Source organism: uncultured Anaerococcus sp., assembly GCF_963510915.1.
Lineage (GTDB): Bacteria > Bacillota > Clostridia > Tissierellales > Peptoniphilaceae > Anaerococcus.
This window is the reverse complement of sequence record NZ_CAUPHG010000027.1, coordinates 1-17,997: the sequence shown is the minus strand read 5'-3', so window position 1 is coordinate 17,997 and position 17,997 is coordinate 1. Positions and strand designations below refer to the sequence as shown.

The 17,997-nt window shown below is 32.1% G+C and carries 21 protein-coding genes and 2 pseudogenes; 1 reads left to right on the top strand and 22 read right to left on the bottom strand.

Going from position 1 to position 17,997, the window contains the following annotated elements; genetic code table 11:
* On the top strand, nt 1-522 hold a 522-nt coding region (locus RQ893_RS03815; protein ID WP_311481723.1), incomplete at its 5' end, for a TrkA C-terminal domain-containing protein.
* 68 nt (nt 523-590) lie between these two features.
* On the opposite strand, the gene RQ893_RS03810 is transcribed toward RQ893_RS03815, so the two are convergent.
* From RQ893_RS03810 to RQ893_RS03710, 22 genes and pseudogenes are all read right to left on the bottom strand, one after another.
* Nucleotides 591-995 carry a metal-dependent transcriptional regulator gene (locus RQ893_RS03810; RefSeq protein ID WP_311481722.1) on the bottom strand — a complete coding sequence of 135 codons (405 nt, stop codon included), beginning with the start codon at nt 993-995 and terminating at the stop codon, nt 591-593.
* A gap of 7 nt (nt 996-1,002) precedes the next feature.
* The gene (locus RQ893_RS03805) at nt 1,003-2,136 is read right to left on the bottom strand and encodes a metal ABC transporter permease (RefSeq protein ID WP_311481721.1); all 1,134 of its coding nucleotides are present in this window, start codon (nt 2,134-2,136) and stop codon (nt 1,003-1,005) included.
* Nucleotides 2,129-2,998, bottom strand: coding sequence for an iron chelate uptake ABC transporter family permease subunit (locus RQ893_RS03800; RefSeq protein ID WP_311481720.1), 870 nt, complete (start codon nt 2,996-2,998; stop codon nt 2,129-2,131). The genes RQ893_RS03805 and RQ893_RS03800 overlap by 8 nt, the downstream gene beginning before the upstream one ends.
* Nucleotides 2,999-3,001: 3 nt before the next feature.
* On the bottom strand, nt 3,002-3,712 hold the full coding sequence (locus RQ893_RS03795; protein WP_311481719.1) for a metal ABC transporter ATP-binding protein: 711 nt from the start codon (nt 3,710-3,712) through the stop codon (nt 3,002-3,004).
* Between the two features lie 9 nt (nt 3,713-3,721).
* Nucleotides 3,722-4,663, bottom strand: coding sequence for a metal ABC transporter solute-binding protein, Zn/Mn family (locus RQ893_RS03790; protein WP_311481718.1), 942 nt, complete (start codon nt 4,661-4,663; stop codon nt 3,722-3,724).
* 251 nt (nt 4,664-4,914) lie between these two features.
* Entirely contained in the window at nt 4,915-5,823 is a 909-nt protein-coding gene (locus tag RQ893_RS03785) for a carotenoid biosynthesis protein (protein ID WP_311481717.1), read from the bottom strand.
* A 15-nt stretch (nt 5,824-5,838) separates the two neighbouring features.
* The gene (locus RQ893_RS03780; RefSeq protein ID WP_311481716.1) at nt 5,839-6,906 is read right to left on the bottom strand and encodes a DMT family transporter; all 1,068 of its coding nucleotides are present in this window, start codon (nt 6,904-6,906) and stop codon (nt 5,839-5,841) included.
* An 86-nt stretch (nt 6,907-6,992) separates the two neighbouring features.
* The gene (locus tag RQ893_RS03775; RefSeq protein ID WP_311481715.1) at nt 6,993-7,304 is read right to left on the bottom strand and encodes a PadR family transcriptional regulator; all 312 of its coding nucleotides are present in this window, start codon (nt 7,302-7,304) and stop codon (nt 6,993-6,995) included.
* A complete protein-coding gene (locus tag RQ893_RS03770; protein ID WP_311481714.1) occupies nt 7,304-8,548 on the bottom strand; it encodes a DUF2812 domain-containing protein in 1,245 nt (414 codons plus the stop codon). Before RQ893_RS03770 ends, RQ893_RS03775 begins: the two co-directional genes overlap by 1 nt.
* A 185-nt stretch (nt 8,549-8,733) precedes the next feature.
* Complete coding sequence (locus RQ893_RS03765) at nt 8,734-9,126, bottom strand: DUF2178 domain-containing protein (protein ID WP_311481713.1); 393 nt, start codon at nt 9,124-9,126, stop codon at nt 8,734-8,736.
* Complete coding sequence (locus RQ893_RS03760) at nt 9,119-9,328, bottom strand: helix-turn-helix transcriptional regulator (RefSeq protein WP_311481712.1); 210 nt, start codon at nt 9,326-9,328, stop codon at nt 9,119-9,121. The genes RQ893_RS03765 and RQ893_RS03760 overlap by 8 nt, the downstream gene beginning before the upstream one ends.
* Nucleotides 9,329-9,492: 164 nt before the next feature.
* The gene (locus RQ893_RS03755; protein WP_311481711.1) at nt 9,493-10,098 is read right to left on the bottom strand and encodes a hypothetical protein; all 606 of its coding nucleotides are present in this window, start codon (nt 10,096-10,098) and stop codon (nt 9,493-9,495) included.
* Nucleotides 10,099-10,104: 6 nt separating this feature from the next.
* A complete protein-coding gene (locus tag RQ893_RS03750; RefSeq protein WP_311481710.1) occupies nt 10,105-10,506 on the bottom strand; it encodes an HIRAN domain-containing protein in 402 nt (133 codons plus the stop codon).
* Entirely contained in the window at nt 10,503-11,309 is an 807-nt protein-coding gene (locus RQ893_RS03745; protein ID WP_311481709.1) for a molecular chaperone DnaJ, read from the bottom strand. The genes RQ893_RS03750 and RQ893_RS03745 overlap by 4 nt, the downstream gene beginning before the upstream one ends.
* 50 nt (nt 11,310-11,359) lie before the next feature.
* Nucleotides 11,360-12,874 (bottom strand): hypothetical protein, encoded by a 1,515-nt coding sequence (locus RQ893_RS03740; RefSeq protein ID WP_311481708.1) that lies wholly within the window; start codon nt 12,872-12,874, stop codon nt 11,360-11,362.
* Between the two features lie 220 nt (nt 12,875-13,094).
* A pseudogene (locus tag RQ893_RS09105) lies at nt 13,095-13,319 on the bottom strand (ABC transporter ATP-binding protein); the annotation flags it as partial.
* 98 nt (nt 13,320-13,417) lie between these two features.
* A complete protein-coding gene (locus RQ893_RS03735; RefSeq protein WP_311481707.1) occupies nt 13,418-14,038 on the bottom strand; it encodes a class I SAM-dependent methyltransferase in 621 nt (206 codons plus the stop codon).
* Between the two features lie 560 nt (nt 14,039-14,598).
* Nucleotides 14,599-14,694: a hypothetical protein gene (locus RQ893_RS03730; RefSeq protein ID WP_311481724.1), complete on the bottom strand. Its 96-nt coding sequence runs from the start codon at nt 14,692-14,694 to the stop codon at nt 14,599-14,601.
* 316 nt (nt 14,695-15,010) lie between these two features.
* Entirely contained in the window at nt 15,011-15,880 is an 870-nt protein-coding gene (locus tag RQ893_RS03725) for a ketopantoate reductase family protein (RefSeq protein WP_195236766.1), read from the bottom strand.
* A gap of 100 nt (nt 15,881-15,980) precedes the next feature.
* Complete coding sequence (locus tag RQ893_RS03720; protein ID WP_311481706.1) at nt 15,981-16,481, bottom strand: hypothetical protein; 501 nt, start codon at nt 16,479-16,481, stop codon at nt 15,981-15,983.
* A gap of 10 nt (nt 16,482-16,491) precedes the next feature.
* Nucleotides 16,492-17,239: pseudogene (locus tag RQ893_RS03715) on the bottom strand (alpha/beta fold hydrolase).
* A gap of 72 nt (nt 17,240-17,311) precedes the next feature.
* Nucleotides 17,312-17,938, bottom strand: a complete 627-nt coding sequence (locus RQ893_RS03710) for an L-2-amino-thiazoline-4-carboxylic acid hydrolase (protein ID WP_311481705.1) — start codon at nt 17,936-17,938, stop codon at nt 17,312-17,314.
* Between the last annotated feature and the right edge of the window lie 59 nt (nt 17,939-17,997).

Below are 17,997 nucleotides of genomic sequence, written 5' to 3'. Positions count from 1 at the left end.
GTTCTTGACCACGCCGGCATCATGAAAGCCAAGGGGCTTATTTCTACCCTTGATACCGAAGTTGATAACATTGTTACAGTCCTAACAGCAAGAAATATGAATAAGGATATATACATTATTTCAAACTCCATAACAAAGTCAGGCAGTGACAAACTAATAAAAGTTGGAGCCGACAAAACTCTTTCAGCCATAGAAATAAGTGGCAAGAGAATGGCTTCCCTCATCATTAAGCCAAACATTATTTCATTCTTAGACGTTGTCACAAAAGTCGGTGACGTTGAGCTTGACCTGGAGGAAGTAATAGTAAAAAGAGGGTCCTACCTAGAAAATAAAAACCTAATAGAAGCACAAATCCCAAACAAAACTGGTCTTATAGTCTTAGCTATCAAAAAATTTGAAGATGGCAAAATGATTTTTAACCCTCACGGTTCCTACACTTTTAAAATAGGTGACGTCTTGATAGTCCTAGGCCAAGAAGAACAAGTTGATAAGTTAAGAAATTTAGGAAATGAAAATAAATAAAAATCAAACAAAAAAGCCAATTCAATCATTGGAGAATGTAATTTCCAATTGAATTTGGCTTTTAAATTTCACTTATTTTCGTTTGTATATATTCTCTTGCCTTTAGGTGATATTTTTGGATAGTTTAAGAATTTATTTAAAGCAGCAAACATTTCTTCACTTGTCACATGTTCTAATAAGTCTGACTGGTCATGAACAATACTCCCATCAATACCTAGGACATCAACAAGGAAACATTCCCATATCCTATGTTTAGAAAGAACTTCTTTTGCACTCTTATCACCTAATTCACTCAAAAATATTTTGTTTTTTTCTTGTATTACTAGGCCATCATCTATTAATTTCTTGATCATTTCACTAACTGATGGCCTACTTATAGAAAAATATTCTGATATACTTTTGTTATTAGTATATCCCTTATCTTTTGAAAGTCTGTATATAGCTTGAATATAATCTTGTCTTATTGAATTCATTATTACCTCATAGTCCATAATCTTTTAGTAAGCTTGCATATAAATTTCTTCCCTTTTCGGTCAATTTATAAACTCCTTGATCAACCCTTATCTTATTTTCAGAAACAAGAATTTTGCTATATTTTTCAATATCTTCTTTTTTCCAAGAAAGATGCTTATATATAGTTGCCAATCCGAGTTCCTCTTGTGAGTTATTTTTATATTGATGGTTGCCAACATGAATTATGAATGTATCCTTTTTAAATTCAACATGCCTCTTCTTTCGAGTAAATATTTTTATCAAAAATCCGTTTCTATTAAATAAAAATGTTAATAAAAAGGTAAGGCCAGCTATTGTTGCAGTCATTCCAGACATAGAAAGATTATAATACATAGCAAATACAAAACCAAGTATAGAATTTATTATTGAATATGATACTGATATTACAATCATCTTTCTAAGATTCTTACTAATTAGGTAGGCACTTGCAGCTGGAGCTATTAAAAATGATATTACCAAAATGGCTCCTACTGCTTCAAAGGCAACAACTGTTGTAAAAGATGTAAGAGTCATAAGACCATAGAACAACAGTACTTCCGAAAAACCAGCAATTTTTGCAAACTGCCTATCAAAGGTAGTTAATTTTAGCTCTTTGTAGAAAATTCCTATAAAAGCTAAATTTATAAGGCCAATTATAGACATTTGCAAAAGAGATTTTGGTATTTCAAAACCTAGAAAGCTTATAGTATTTAAAGGAGCCATAATTACCTCACCCATGAGAACTACATCAACATCTAGGTGAACATTTCTTGCATACTTTGTAATAAGTATAACTGCCAAAGCAAAGAACATTGGAAAAACTATTCCTACCGCATCATCGTTTTTTACAAGATTTGTCTTAGATAAAGATTCTATTGAAAATACCGTAACTATACCAAATAAAGCTGCTCCAAATACCAAATATACTGAAGTAATATCCTTTACTATAAAATAAGCAAGAACAATTCCCAAAAGAATTGAATGACTTATAGCATCAGCAAGCATCGAAAGTCTTCTTAATACTAAGAAAACTCCGATTAGACTACAAGCCACAGCCGTAACAAGGAGGACTAACAAAGTTTGATAGTTGCTAATAAAACAATATGTTAAAAAGTCAGTCATTCTTTTTCCTCACAATCTTTTTTCTCAATCCTCTAGGACCGACTATCATGGAAATTAATGATATAAAGCTCATTATCAGTATAATTGTAGATCCTGTACTCATTCCATCATAGGCAGTGGATATATAGGTACCGATAAAGGCTGAAATTCCACCACAAAGACCTGCTATTATTAACATCTTGTGAAACTTATCAGTCCATTGCAAGGCTGTTATGGCTGGAACAATTAGCATTGAAGAAATTAATATTGCTCCAACAAGTTTTAAACCAGTAGTTATCAATAACATTGTAGCAATTAAAATTACTGTATTCATCAAAGCTGAATTAATTCCAATTGTTTTTGCATATACTTCATCAAAAACATAAAGTTTTATTTCCTTATAAAAAACTAGGAGAAGCAATATAGATAAAATCGATACAACAAATATTATCTTCACATCATTTCGCATTATATATGAGGCTTGACCAAAAATATAATTTTTAAGTCCTGATTGAGAAACTCCTGCATATGATGGATTTCCTTGTATATAACTTTTCAATACCATACCAAGACCAAAAAAACTTGAAAGAACAATTGCCAAAGTAGCATCCAAGTCTATCTTTGAATTATTTGATATTATATCAATCAAGAAAAAAGATATTGCTCCAGCAAGAGCTGCACCGAGTAATAAAATTAAGGGCGATTTTTCCATTGATATCATAAAAGCAATTACTATCCCTGGATAGGTACTATGTCCTATAGCGTCCCCTATTAATGACTTACCCTTTAAAACACTTATAGACCCGATTATCCCTGTTGCCATGGCAAGAATTATTGTGCCAAGGGCCACTATTATAAATGAATAATTCCTTAAAATATCCATACCTTACCTCACAAAAGCCTTATCAACATTTTCCTTTGTGAAAACCTCAGAAACTTCTCCCTGGGCTATAACTTTTTTATTTAAAATTACAATATGGTCGAAATATTTTTCTATAGTATTTAAGTCGTGATGGACAACTATGGAAGTTTTTCCCTTGTTTTGCGAATCCTTCATGAAGTCGAAAATAATTTTCTCTGTTAGTTTGTCAACACCTGCTAAAGGCTCGTCCATAAAATATATTTCTGCATCTTGGCAAATAGCCCTCGCAATGAAAACTCTTTGCCTTTGTCCTCCAGATAATTCAGAAATCTGTCTATCCTCAAAATCTTCCATGCCAATTTTTTTAAGTGCCTTTCTTGCAAGAGCATAATCTTCCTTAGTTGGCCTTTTAAGCCAACCAAGATGGACATACCTGCCCATAAGAACTACATCTAAAACCGTAGTTGGAAAGTCCCAATTAACAGATGCAGTTTGAGGTATATAAGCGATTTTTTTCTTAACTTCATCAAAGGATTTACCCATAATTGTTACAGATCCTGATAGTCTCTTCTGTAAATTCAAAATCCCCTTAATCAAAGTAGATTTTCCTGCACCGTTTGGGCCGATAATAGCTGTAATTGATTTATTAATTATTTCTATATCATTATCCCAAAGCACAGGTTTGTCTGCATATGCAATTGTCATATCCTCTACTTTTATGATAACATCTTTCAAAATTACCACCTATTTCAAATTTTCTACAATTAAATCAACATTATGCTTATACATATCTATATATGTATCGCCATCTTGACCTTCTGGAGCTAGAGAGTCTGAGAAAAGTTCCTTGCCTTCACCTGATACGACTTTTACATCAAATCCCTTAGCTTTTACAGCCTCTCTTAATTTTTCCATCCTCATTGGATCGGTAGTTGATTCTGCAAATATTGCCTTGATTTTATTTTTCACAATAAAGTTTACAGTATCTTCTATATCCTTATTTGCAACTTCACTGTCTGTAGACACACCTTGTGGAGCCTTTACAGGAATCTTATATGCCCTAGAAAAATAATTAAAAGCATCGTGAGGTGTTATCAAATACCTACTAGACTCTGGAATAGAATCAATTTTTTCCTTATTTTCTTTATCTAGGTCATCAAGTTTGGCAAGATAAGCTTCTAGGTTTTTCTCTATATTTTCTTTTTCTTCAGGGAGAAGTTTTTCTAAATCTTCTGCGGCATTTTTTGTTGCTTCCTTATAAAGTTTTATAGAAAACCAGAAATGTGGGTCGACAACAACCTTATCGCCTTCTTCCATTTCGCCAATATCTTCTTTTTTAAAGGTTCTTGAAACTGCTGAGCCCTTCTTTTCTAAAACATCAACCATCTTGCCTTCAAAGTGAAGACCGTGGTATAAAAGCAAATCAGCCTTCTTAATTTTTTCCAAATCTTGTGGTTTTGCAGTATAAAGATGTGGATCTTCACCAGCAGGAATAATCAGTTCTCTATCAACCTTATCCCCAACTAAATTATAAACCATATCATACAAAAAAGAAGTAGTAACTGTAACTATTTTTTTATCACTTGGCTTATTTTCCACTTCTGATCCTGCCTTTTCCACATTTTTAGAACAAGAACTAGCAATAATAAGCATCGCTAAAGCCATTAAAATTTTTTTAAATTTCATATTTCCTCCAATAAATTATTTCTAAATAACAGTTAGGTGTACCTAACTATTTATAGTATAGCCCCTGCTTTTATTTTTGTCAATCATTTTTTGATAATTATTATCATTTGCTTGTGATGATACTACAAAGATCCTTAGCAATAAATTAAATTTTCATACAAAAAAGAGCCTATCAAGATCTAGTAAATCTTAAAAGGTTCCCCATTATTTATTACATTTCTATAATAAATACAACAAACAGTTATGACAAATTAAGGATTATTTTCACTTTTTATATCTATACAAGAAAGGCTTATTGTTAAGGCGAACAAGAATACAGCGAATATTCCGTATATTGGAAGAGCTTGAATTATGCCTAGTTTTATTAATCCACCTATACAGTAGGCATAGATAGCAGTCCAGAATATTATTAATGTCCAGTCTTTTGGCTTGGCTATGCTAATTTTTTCTCGATTTTTTATTAGCTTTCCTATTAATTTTATGAAAATAAATGTCCGTATAAGAGAAAATGCAATACACGAAAACCATTCATCACTTATTTTATCAAAGAAAAGAGCAAGATAAGAACAAATTCCTACAAAAAATACACCACAGACACCAATCAAAAGTGACTTGCTTATATTTATTTTTGCCTTATCATTTTCCTTTTCCCAACTTTTTAAGGTCATGTAGACTATGGATGGGACTTCAAACATATATCCTAAAAAATTCACCCAAATTACAGACATAAACATATGATGGTTGATGGCAAGATTTATTTCTCGTCCGTCCCAGACCCAAAATCCGCCATCTAACCTGATTGCTACTACATCTAAGAGGAGATCCATGCTTACTATTAACCAACCTGCTAGGAGGGCCGTCATTAATTTACTAAAATTAAATTTCTCAGCTATTCTTAGGGCACATACCGTTATCCCTCCCCGCATTAGTCCTCCAAAAAATGGAAATTGATAGGGTCTAAGACCTATACTGATAAAAAAATCATCGCTGTAATGATAGATATCTGTTAATCTTACTGCCAAAAGTTCCAAGGAAAATCCTGCCAAAGCACCTGAAATTAAGAGTCCAAACTCCCTATAATTTTTAGATTTATAAATATCTACAATCAATAATATGACTATAAAATAGCAAATCAGTTCAAAACTATTTATCCAATTCATTTTAACTTCCCTTATTTAATTATGGTCTAAGATATGTTCTTTGCTTAAAAGAAAATCTCTGTGCCTATGCCTATGTCTTCCATTCTTTGTAAAGTGTTCGTGATCGTGGGCGTGGCTTATCTTATGGGTATGGATTCTTCCATTATGAAAATGTACTATTAAATGGTTATGGATATGATTGTGGTGTTTTTCCATGGTGTCTTTGACTACAAAAATTGTCCCAACAATCATGAGGCTAAGGCCAATAAAATACACAGGGGTTAATTTTTCGCCATTAATCAGAAAGGACAATAAGGATCCTATAAAAGGTGCTATTGCATAATAAGCACTGGTTTTGGCAGCTCCCAAATCTCTTTGGGCTCTTATATAAAGAAAAATACTAAGTCCATATGCCACAAAACCTAAAAGCATTACCAAAATAATATATTTTATAGGCGGGAATTTCTCTCCAACAAAAAGACCAATTAAAAGAGAACCTCCTCCCGAAAATATTCCCTTTAGTAAAACAATTTGATAGGTAGACTTATCTGCAATTTTTCTAGTGCAGTTGTTTTCTAATCCCCAAGATAATGTGGCGAGAATTACAAAAATAGATCCAATAGAAAACTTAAAGCTACCAGCTCCCTCAAAGGATAATAAAATACTTGATAGGCTGATAAAACCTATAGCTAACCAAAGCCTTGTTGAAACTTTTTCCTTAAATATAAATAAGGCTATTAAGGTTGTCGCTACAATTTCAAAATTGCCCAATAAGGAAGAGTTAGATGCTGTTCCATACTCGATTCCTAGCATAAGAAATATCGGCGCCACAATGTCTAGGACTATCATGCCAAGAGTGTAAGGTAAGTCTTCCTTTCCTAGTCTATTATCTTTAGACTCATCCTTGTAGTGAAATAAGTATATTATTCCAACCCCTAGGCCAGCACCTAGGTATAATAATCCTGCCATGAACGTAGGCCCAACATTATCAAGTAGGACTTTTGAAAATGGTGTGCTTATGGCATAAAATATTGCTGCTAGTAGAGCGAGTAAGATTGGCCATAGTTTACTTTCTCTATTTACAATATTATTTTTTTCTAGCATATAAATAATCCCCCATTTTCTTGAAATTATACTAGTATCACTAAATATTTTACCTTTTTAGAAAAAATAGGGGATTTTTTATTTACTTATTTATCAAAATGATTTTCGTAGTTTGAAATCAAAAGCCTTAGCCTTTGAACTTCGTCTTTTAAAAGATCTCTCCCTTCATCGGTGATGATATAGTGCTTGCCTTTTTGGTCCGCTTCTACCCTTTTTATCAAATTATTTTCTAGAAATTGAGCAAGAAGTGCATAGAGCGTGCCGGGGGCTAGTCTTATCCTACCCTTGGTTATTTCCTCGACCCAAGATGTGATTTCTGCCCCATTTCTCACTTCTCCCAGGGCCAAAAGTGTGAAATACATTGGTTCTGTTAGGGTTTGAAATTGATCTCTTGCCATTATTTTGCCTCGAGTATTATTTCTATATCTTTTGCGACCTTATCGTCATAGATATTACCATCAACTTCCAAAACCATTTTACCCTTTAAAATTAAATAAGAATTCTCATCAGATAGGCTATAAGTCTTATCATAGGCAAAATCTTTTGAAAGATCTTTTACAAATTCTGCCCTATAAGGGTGATTTTCGGCATTTTTAAGTACTCTATTAAATAAATCTTCCGCAAGCCCTTCAGAATTTACTACAGTTTTTCTTATATCAAGGTCATGAGATTTTGCTCTATAATCTTCACATCTTTCCGCCAAGAAACTTGTAGATTCTTTCCTTACAGAGAAACCAGCTATTTCTTTTGTTTGTAAGTCATCTTTTAATGCAAGCTTAGCAAGCATACCAAAATTAGATACACTAAAAACTATAAGCATTATTACTGGTATTAAGGCAAATAGAAATTTTTTCTGTCCTTTTTTGGCATCCATAAGTTTTACTTTTTTAATAAAGTAATAGATAAGAATAACCATAAAAATTGTAGGTATCACAGAGATAAGTATTGTTAGTCCATAACCCATTTCTAGCTGATTTATTACTAATGCGATCCAAGCCAGGATTACTGAAACTATTGAAAATACAGGTATTAAAGCTTGTAACTTACCTATACCCATCCTAGAAAATTTCAAATTTTTTATTGATTGTACTTTCCTATTTCTCTTCTTAAAACTTATATAATCTCCTAAAGATAAGAGTGATAATATGAGAAATAAACTAACAGCAGGTACCATAAAAAATGAAAAATTAGAGTAATATATATCTCTTGACCTTAAACGAGCAATGCTGGATAAAGCCAGAAAAGTAAAAACAGGAAGATTCACGCTTATTGTAATTAATTCACCTTTGATACCCTTATTTAAAATATCAATTTCGTATGAATCGTCATTGTATAGAGATTCTATTCCAGCATCATCTACCCTATATAGATTCATATTAAAGGTCCTATCAACTAGGTGCCAACCATATTCTTCTGCCATCTGGTCATAGTCTTTGAGTTCTTCCTTAGAAAATTTAGTAAATAAACTTTCATTTGTAGCAAGGGAAAACTTATATTTTATATCATCTGGCTCACATTTTTTAAACTTATGGATAAAAGGAAGTGGAATTTTTTCTATTTGCCATCCTTTCTGTGCCATTTCTTCATACCATTGTGCCATAGGTCCAAAATTAGTATAAGTTAAAAATCTAAACTTGAGCATCTTTTGCCTCCTTTTAAATATCGATACTCGATATTTGTTAATTTAATTATATATCGATACTCGATACTTGTCAATAAAATTTAAAAATTTTCATTTAAAAAACCACACGTCCTTATCTTTAAAAGACATGGACAAGATGGTTTAATAACTTCTAATCAATTAGGCTTCGACATATTCGAATTTTTTTAATATTTTTTCTCATAATGTCTGCTGACGAAGAAAGTTATAAGAGGGAAAGATAAAATTCCTATTGCTAAAATAGTTGCTGGTAAATAAGCCTTTGTAGAAAAGCAAATCACAGCAACAAGGCCCATGATAAGCATGAGAATAGGAGTCATCGTTGCATTTACCTTATCTCTAATTTTCTCATTTCTCTCATCATTTACATTTATTCTGTAGAATGGATCATCCTCCATCCTCTTGTTATGACCTAGGCTAACACTAGATATAGTCACACTTATTGTAAAAATAAAAGGCAAAATTCTATTTAAAATTTCATCATCCTTAAAAATAAATAAAGCCACCAAACTTATAAAACCAATTACATATCCTATATACCAAATTTTCTTATTATTCATCGTCTTTTTCCTCCTCATAGATAAAAATATCTTCAATGGTCATTTCGAAATATCTTGCTATCTTAAAAGCCAAGATAATCGACGGGTTGTACCTACCATTTTCTAGAGAGCCCACAGTCTGCCTTGATACTTCAAGAATTTTTGCCAATTCTTCCTGGGTAATCCCCTTCTGTTTGCGAATTTCCTCCAACCTATTTTTCAAACATTCCACCTCCAGATGTTAAGCTAGCTTTACATTTATTATAATAGGATTTTTATACAATGTCAAGTTTGCTTTCCATATGTGGTTGAAAATAAAACCTAGTTTAATCTACTCCCAAAGTAAACAAACTAGGTTTCCTCTATTCTAATAATACAAATTTTTCTTTATATTTCTTTCCAAATTTCGTACAAACTTTTACCATCAAATATTTTATAGTAAAAGGCATCATTAATAGTATCGAAAGTTTTTTCATCTCCTAGAAATCCTATAATTACATCATTAGAAACACTTATTATCACATCTTTCTTATTATAAGAAAATTCAAAACCTTCTTTAAATTCTTTCCAATCATATGGAGTAAAAGTACTTTTCCCAGAGATGACTTTCTCTAAGTCTTCTACTAAATACTCTGTAAAATATTCATCATCTGAAATTACATAATTGGTCAAGTCTGGTTTTAAAACATTCATCATTGCCAAATCATAAACCATCCTTGACATTTCAATCTTACATGCTTCTATTTTTATTTTATTACTTGTTTTACTCCTTGTAGAAATGGCTTTCGCCCATAAATCAGAAAATTCACCAAAAATATTAAAATACCTAAAGCCATTTTCTAATAAGCTTTTAACACCCCTCTCTATTTTTAATTTATCCCTCATATGGTGTGAGATAATAAAAGCATTATCTCCTGATATCGGTTCAAAATTCATAACATGGCTATCTTTTATACAAATATTATTCCAAATCCATTCATAATTATAATACATTTTAGCCTAGCTTTCATGAAGATATATTTTAATCCCTATCTTCGCCCACTTACCACGCATTTCTTTTTCTTTGATTCTTGCAAAAAGGACTTTCCCTGCATCCATAAGTCTTGAAAAAACTACATTGTCTTGACGAGGAACATATCCGATTTTTTCTTTTGCTAAAGTTTCTATTCTTATGGCCTGAGGATCATGTTCATTTTCTACTTCACGGTAAAAAACTAATTTATCATCTTCCTTTAACGAAGAATATATTTCTTCAATACCTTCGATATGGGTTGTTCCTGCTACATAGGTATCAAAAAGATAGATGTCCTGCTCAAAAGGTCTTGGTATATCTATCCCTGTTTCATTATTTATTATGTAGTTAAACAGAGAGTTCTGATCTGTTTTTCTTAAATCGGTCATTTTTTATCCTTTAGTAATTCTTTGATGTATTCTTCTTCGGTTCTTATAGCTTGCTTGTAAGATTTCAAGCTTTCTTTTAGTTCATTAAGCTTTTCTGCCTTTTTCTCCTCATCTTCCACATAAATTCTCCAAGAATAAGGTGGAATTGACTTTATTGTTTCTATATTATGTTGAATTTTTTCTACTAGAGCTTTTATTCTCTTTATTTCTTCCTCCAATGAATCAAAAGATAAAGAATTATCATTTTCCATATCTCCACTGGAAACTATATCATATATTATTTGTATGCTGGTTAAATCTCCATTTTTATATGCATCTGTAGATTTTAAAAATAGGTCTTTTTCTTTTTCAGTAATTGAAGGATTTATATCTGGATGAATTTTCTTTACTATCTTCTTGTATAATTTTTTAATTTTAACCACATCTTCTTTAGATAGGGTTTCAGCTTTGGAACGTTCCAGAGCATTCTCTAGTTCATCAACTTTTTCCTGGAGTTTCTTTTTGTATTGAATAAATTCATCATCAAGTTGTTTTTCAATATCATCAATTTCTACTTGCTCTTCGCGATTCTTTTTAGCCTGAATAAGCACTCTTTTTCTGCGCAAACGAAGATACTCAAAATAAGCCTTGTTTACCCTATAGTTAAGGCTGCCAAAAGTTAGCATATAGGAAGTCTTTATATTTTCACAAACCACATATGAAAGATTATCCCTTTCAAAAATTAGGTCTTCTAAGCTCTTTTTTAGATCATAAAGCCTTTGTTTTTGATTTTTAAAATCTTCTAATTCAATAATTTGTCCCATGACATTTCCTTTCTAGTATTGTCTTTATGTATTCAGAACGATTGTATGGATTAACCAACACCCAATAAGAATTTCATTCTTTCATAAATTGTGTAAGGATAAGCACCTTCTTGTACTACCTTATCCCAATCAAGGATTTTTTCAGCGTTAATAACACCTTCTGGAAGAATCAGAGAGCCGTCCTTTTGGCTAATTGAAGGAGAAAACTCTAAAATATCATCCCTATGCCTTATAGTGATCTTCCCATTTGGTGCGATTTCGCTTATATTTTGACAAATAAAAGTTGTACCACTACAAGCATTATTGTCCAAGTATGAATTATCAATTTCTTTCAACTTGCCATCTTCGGTAATTTCTAATTCTTTAAGTGAAACACTCGCATTTTTGTACTTAGGTATAACTAAATAACAATCTTGGCCATTTAGATATGGCATATCTCCACCTTCACTTTGTTTAATGGCGACCAGCATATTAGGCTCTTCAAAATCATAATAAAAAGCATCTAAGTAGGCTTGTAATTTTCCTAGACTATCTTTTAGACTTTGATCATCATAGGCTCCGCCAAGATAAAGAATAAAGGCCTTATGATTTTCATCATTAGGGTCAATTCCTAGTTCTCTTGCCATCCTTAAATATTGATCAGAAATTGGATTATCATCAAATTTGTCTAACCTTAGTTTTAAAGTTAAAGGTGCCTGTCCCTTGTCCGCACTTTCAAAACCAGTGAAAACAAAATTAGGAATCCCCACTTCGTTAATATAAATTTGGCCGTTCTTAGAATTATAATTATCCCAAAGGTCATTAAGGATAAGGCCTGTTAAATTGCTAGGATTGCTTGTGTAAGATAAATCTGTGATATCCCTACAATAAATTTTAGTAAACAAGTCTCTATCTTCCCTCAAACTATTTTCCACAATTCCCAAAACTTGATCCTTGTCCACACCAAAGTTTTTCATAACCTCATAATCATCAATAAAGTTTCCATCAGGAAGAGAAAAATTATATACAAGATAATTTGTAGACTCTCCATTCCAAATATCGTAATTTTCAATCATCACACTTAGAATATTCCCATCTTGATAAACAGAAAAAGATGCACGGATGCCAATGTCACAGCCTTCTATATCATCCTTATTATCTTCATATGTATTTTTGATTTTCCCTACCAAACTATCAATCTCTTTATTAGCTATCTTCGCATCAGGAGAATCCAAAAGTATCCTAGGGATATGGATTCCAAATCCATAGCTTTTTGCAGAATCTATATATTTATCATCAAATAAGTCATTCCAAACCTCCCTATCCTCAACATAGGAAGACAAAGATCCAATCTTTGCACCTTTAAGAGGCTTCAAATTTTCTATTCGATTTGAACTTATCTTATTAGAATCATATTCCGCAATATTTGCCTTATTAGTCTTTTCTTTATTCCCTTTTTCTTTGCCAGGGTTTTCATGGGCTACATTCTCCTTCTCAACTTCAGAAAAATCTTTCTGACCTTGGCACCCAACAAGAAAAACCGCCGTAATAAATAAAATAGCTAAAAATTTAAAAGATTTTTTCATAACATCCTCCAGATAAAAATAAACAAACCTAAAACCATCCATATTCTATAAATAAAATCCCTGAAGACATATTTCTTTTACTAATTTATACCCATTCCAACTCATTTATTACTATATCAACAAAATTATAATTTTATTATAAGATTAAGGTAAAATTTTTAAATTATTGTTGATATTTCATTAAAGATAGGTGAGATATGAAACAAAAAAATACATAGTATATTCTTGAAATATCATCCATATAGTTCATGAAATTTTTGAATACATGATACTGTGCTAAAGAATAAGATTATTAAGGTTGAAAATTTCCTAAATCAAGGCTTCCTTTTATATGAAATAAAATTCCAAAATGTATGATTGTAATAATTCCAATGGGAGAAACTAATCTGACTATTGCAACCTTATTCACAGACTCATCCATCTACATATAATAAAAGCTTAAATTGGCTTTTACCACCTAAAATAGCAAAAAAGGCGATAGTTTTTCATATCACCTTTGCTTACTGTTATTATGATTTTTTTAATTCGCGAGAACAAATTTTTTTAGGATTCTTTTACAGCAATCATCACACCCACTGGTGCCAGACCACCATAGGCCAATTTCATTTCTACTACTGAAAATCCATATTCTTTGATAAAATTTTCAAATTGTTTTTTATCCCATTCTTGGTACATCTTAAAACCAAAAACAGACATAAGATTCTTTAAAATGTTTCTTTGCTTTCCCTCTTTCCATAAAAAAGTAGGCGCAAATAAAATCCCCTTAGGTTTTAACACCCTATATATTTCTTTCATTGCCCTATCTGGCTTAGGCATAATATGAAGCGCATTAGCAATTAAAACACAGTCAAATTTTTCATTCGCATAGGATAAGGCTGTTGCATCTGCTACTTCAAATGTGAGATTTTCGTAATTCCCGCACTTTTTCGCTTCAATAATCATTTGTTCGGAAAAATCTGTCCCAACCCAACTTTTTGCTTGTTTTGAAAGAGTAAAAGACAATTGCCCTGATCCACAAGCAAGTTCAAGCACCTCCATATCTTTATTCAAATGAGGACTAAGATATTCACAAACTTTATCATAAACTTCTTTATCTTTTTTCATAAAAGGGGCATACAACTTAGCAAATTTATCCCAAAATTTTTTATTGCTTTTATCAATCATTTTAAATACCTCCTTTAAATAATTTACTTTGATGATATTTATATAAATCATATTATCCATCATTAATAAGATAAGTTATTTATTATTCATCTACTCTTTATAATATTATACAAAATATATTGTTGATATTAGTTATTATCTCTTATACTCATTAAATATTACTATAAAGTTCACTCTATTTAGACATAATTCCTTACCGTATATATTTTGAAAATGGCTAACATGATTTTATTAGTCATTAATGTCATTTAAGCATTTGCAAATTTTTTATTCAAACATTTACATGACTTCAATCCTTGTTTTTTGTATATTTTTAAATTCATTTACTTACAGATATCCTCTTTATATTTTCACACGAAAAAAAGACGATAGATTTTAAATTTCTACCGTCCTTAAATACTCAAGTATTTTTTTATTTATGATTTTCTTTTAAGAAAACATCAATAGCTTTTCTTGATTCACTTCTTGCTTTTTCATTGCCTTCAGCTGTTCCACCTGTTGCAATTCTAATTTTACCCAAATTTAAAATACCTTTGCCTGCAAATATATGCCCTGCTCCTTTATAAGAAATAGATCTTTGCCTTAGTGTCTTGTTCCCTTATTTTATTTGCCATAACAGGGCTATCCCACATCAAATCATCCTCGCCCACAATCATCAATATATTCGCCTTAACATTTTTGACTGGTATTAGTTTTTCTTCGATTGTTGAGTCTTTTTGACGTATCCTTCTTCATCTTTTTCAAAGATAAAATGCTTATAAACTGCTTAAAATGCAGGATTTCTAAATTTACATATTTTGTATCAGCCCTATAGTCTTCACATGTATTAAGACCACGCTGATGATAACCCTACATCAAGAAATAGGTCTGCACGCTCGTTGCACGATGGAAGTTGGCAAAGGGAAGGATGCTTGAGAATAAACATCCAGTATGCTTTTAGAAAAGCATACAAAACTACAAACACTTATCGGTTCATTCGCCATAAATACCTATATAGTTATAAAATTGCTCATGTAATCGCCTCATTTCAGCCGGAGCCTTTATTGAATGTCGGTACATAAACTTTTCTCCAAAACGGCTTCGAAAAATAATCCCAAGAATAAACCCCATAATGGAGCATGGAAGAATTTGTAAAAACTTCATTTTTATCGGAACAAGTTTAATTCCTTTTGTTTTAACATTAAAAAGATTTCTTCTGATTTGCTTCGCTGTTTTATTCATTAATACACGATCGTTTCCGGCATGCTCAGGATCATCTGAATGATAATAAGCATCTGCAATCGGCACGACCATTGCAAGATGACAAATCTGCCATGAATGCATGTCTTTTACAACTTGGCATGGAATCATTGCTGATCGGAACAAATCGAACAGTTCTTTTTCACGACCACCTGACATGCCGATTGTAGTTGGCTGAATAAAGCGCGGCGTAAGGGCTGCATCCAAAATATCTCCGTCAAAGCCGCCGCCGGCACCCGGGAAAGCAGGGAGGATACGTCCTTTTCCACAAATCTTTTCCCATGTATCATACGTTTCTAAAGAATTTACCATAGTTACAATGACAGGACTTATATTAGCTTTCAGTTCCGCCAAAGCAATATGTAACTGATTTTCTCTTACCGCAAGCAATATAAAATCATAACTGTCTAACGGCAGCAGTCGAGATAAAACGGATACTTTGGCAGTCCGAATCTCATTATTTTTTTTATACCTTAGCCCATACATCTGTAATTCTTTCAAACGATTTCCACGAGCATATACGGATACATCTGCTCCCGCTTCGGAAATCAAAGCCGCATAAAGACTTCCTATCACTCCTGCACCATAAATCAATACTCTCATCTTAACAATCCTTTTATGTTTCTTCCTAAATTTCGATGTATTTTACGTATCCAAACAAAAGCTCACTATCCATTTAGATAAATGGCCAGAAAATTCATCTTTATAATATTCCAACAATCAAAGCCTGAACCACCGCTACAAACGGTATAATTAAAAACGGAGTAATTACAAAATGTTCCATGATTGCCAAATGCTTCATCCAATTTCCGAATTTGTAATCCTCATTCCCTTCTGTGCCTGGTATTACTATCTTATTCTTGTACTTTCCTTGGAACAAAAGCAAATCCAATAGAAGGAAATCTCCAAAGTTTAATATTATCCACTGAATATAGCTCATCCAGAAAAGATCTCTAAGTCCTCTTATTCCCGTATGTAAAAGAGAGGTCACTCCATATATAAATACGATTCCTGAAATTATAAATGTAAGTATTAAATTTATTCTTTTCTCATCTTTTGTCATCTTTTCTGGAGCTGAATTTTGTATTTCTTTTGGATAGGAATCGAAGAAAAATCTCGGGTTAATAAGTACAAAAGCTGCTACTGCACCATTAAAGATAGCAGCCATTGCAATTCCATCTAATATTGCTCTTGTTATATCCATAATATTCTCCTTATTTATTTTCCAAAAATAACTTTAATTTCTCAGCGCATTCTCGAGGATGTTCGTTGAGAAATTGTCCGTGGCCCATTACTTCAAATACTTCTGTTTCCATTTGTGGAAGATACTCTCTTAATATCTTTTCACTTTTTTCAAGGATTGGCTCTTCGCTCCCCCTCCAAAACATTACTGGATTTGAAAATTTGGATAAATTATCCGGGACTTTATAATGATAGATAAACTTGCAGACGTTTTTAATGGTATTTTTTGAAATTTTCGGATACATCATTTCTATTACGCTTAGATTATCCTTGCCCATAATCTTATCTAATATAAATTTAGGTATTGGCTTTTTATTTTTGATTCTACTTGTTCCAATGATAAAAGCATAGGTAAATGGCGTTGCCATAAACCCTAACTCGGCAGTAATCGCCGCATCCAAGAGGACTTTTGAAGCAGAAATATTTCCTCTTCCAATAAGTTCAACCGCAATAGTTGCTCCCATAGAAAAATCCGCATAGTCCATAGAGGCTTCCGCCTATTTCATTTAATATGTAGCTCTCTATGGAATCTATGATTTTTTCCATTGAAGTTAAATTTTTTGGATTTGTCCCATAATGCCCCTCCAATTCTCAGAAAATTACATAGTAATCTTGCAAATAAGGCAGAGGAGCGTTGAAACATAGATCAGCAGTTGAGGCAAGTCCGTGAATAAATAATATTGACTTATTATTTCGATTTCCGTAGGTTATAAAATTCATTTCATTCCTCTTATTTAAAAATTTTTTCAAAAACAAGTGAAAATACTTTCTCTAATAAAAATATATTATCTATTACTCTTTATCCCCTACGATAAAGTAATCACAGTAGTCTCCACCCTTAGCTATGGTTTCTTTTCTATATAAAACTCCATGTTGAAGGCTTATCATGACATCGTCAAGTTCACAGAATAGGGGCATTAATTCATCTACCCCGAGCTTCTTTGTATATGCACAAATGGGACAACGTGTAATCCTATAATAACAAGCACCCTCATAAGGTTGGCCCTCAAAATCAACTTTAAAGGATGTGGGATAGAGCTTTTCTTTTTCCTCTGTATACCACTTGTAATACTTAAGAATATTTTTCTTATTGGCCTCTTTTCCTATCTTAGTATTGAGATTGATCAAGGAAAAAAACCATTTGAAAGTATAAAGAGAGCGACGCATCATTTCCTGGACGGTCTCCGGCGGAATTTTTTTCTCACTTGCTATATATGGAGCAACAAAGACAAGGGCGAACATCTCATTGTATGCCATTGGATTGTCATCGCCGATATCATCTGCCTCTTCTATTAGTTTTCGATAAATCACCTTACTCTTCTTAATAATTTCTGATGCATATGCTTTATCATATTTTTCTATAAGGACTTTTTTCATTGGATTTTTAAATAATAAGAAATAAAAACCTTTATATTTCATCTTGCATACCCCATCAATTTTCTAAAATTTTTTATTTTAATTTAAATACAAGTTTATTT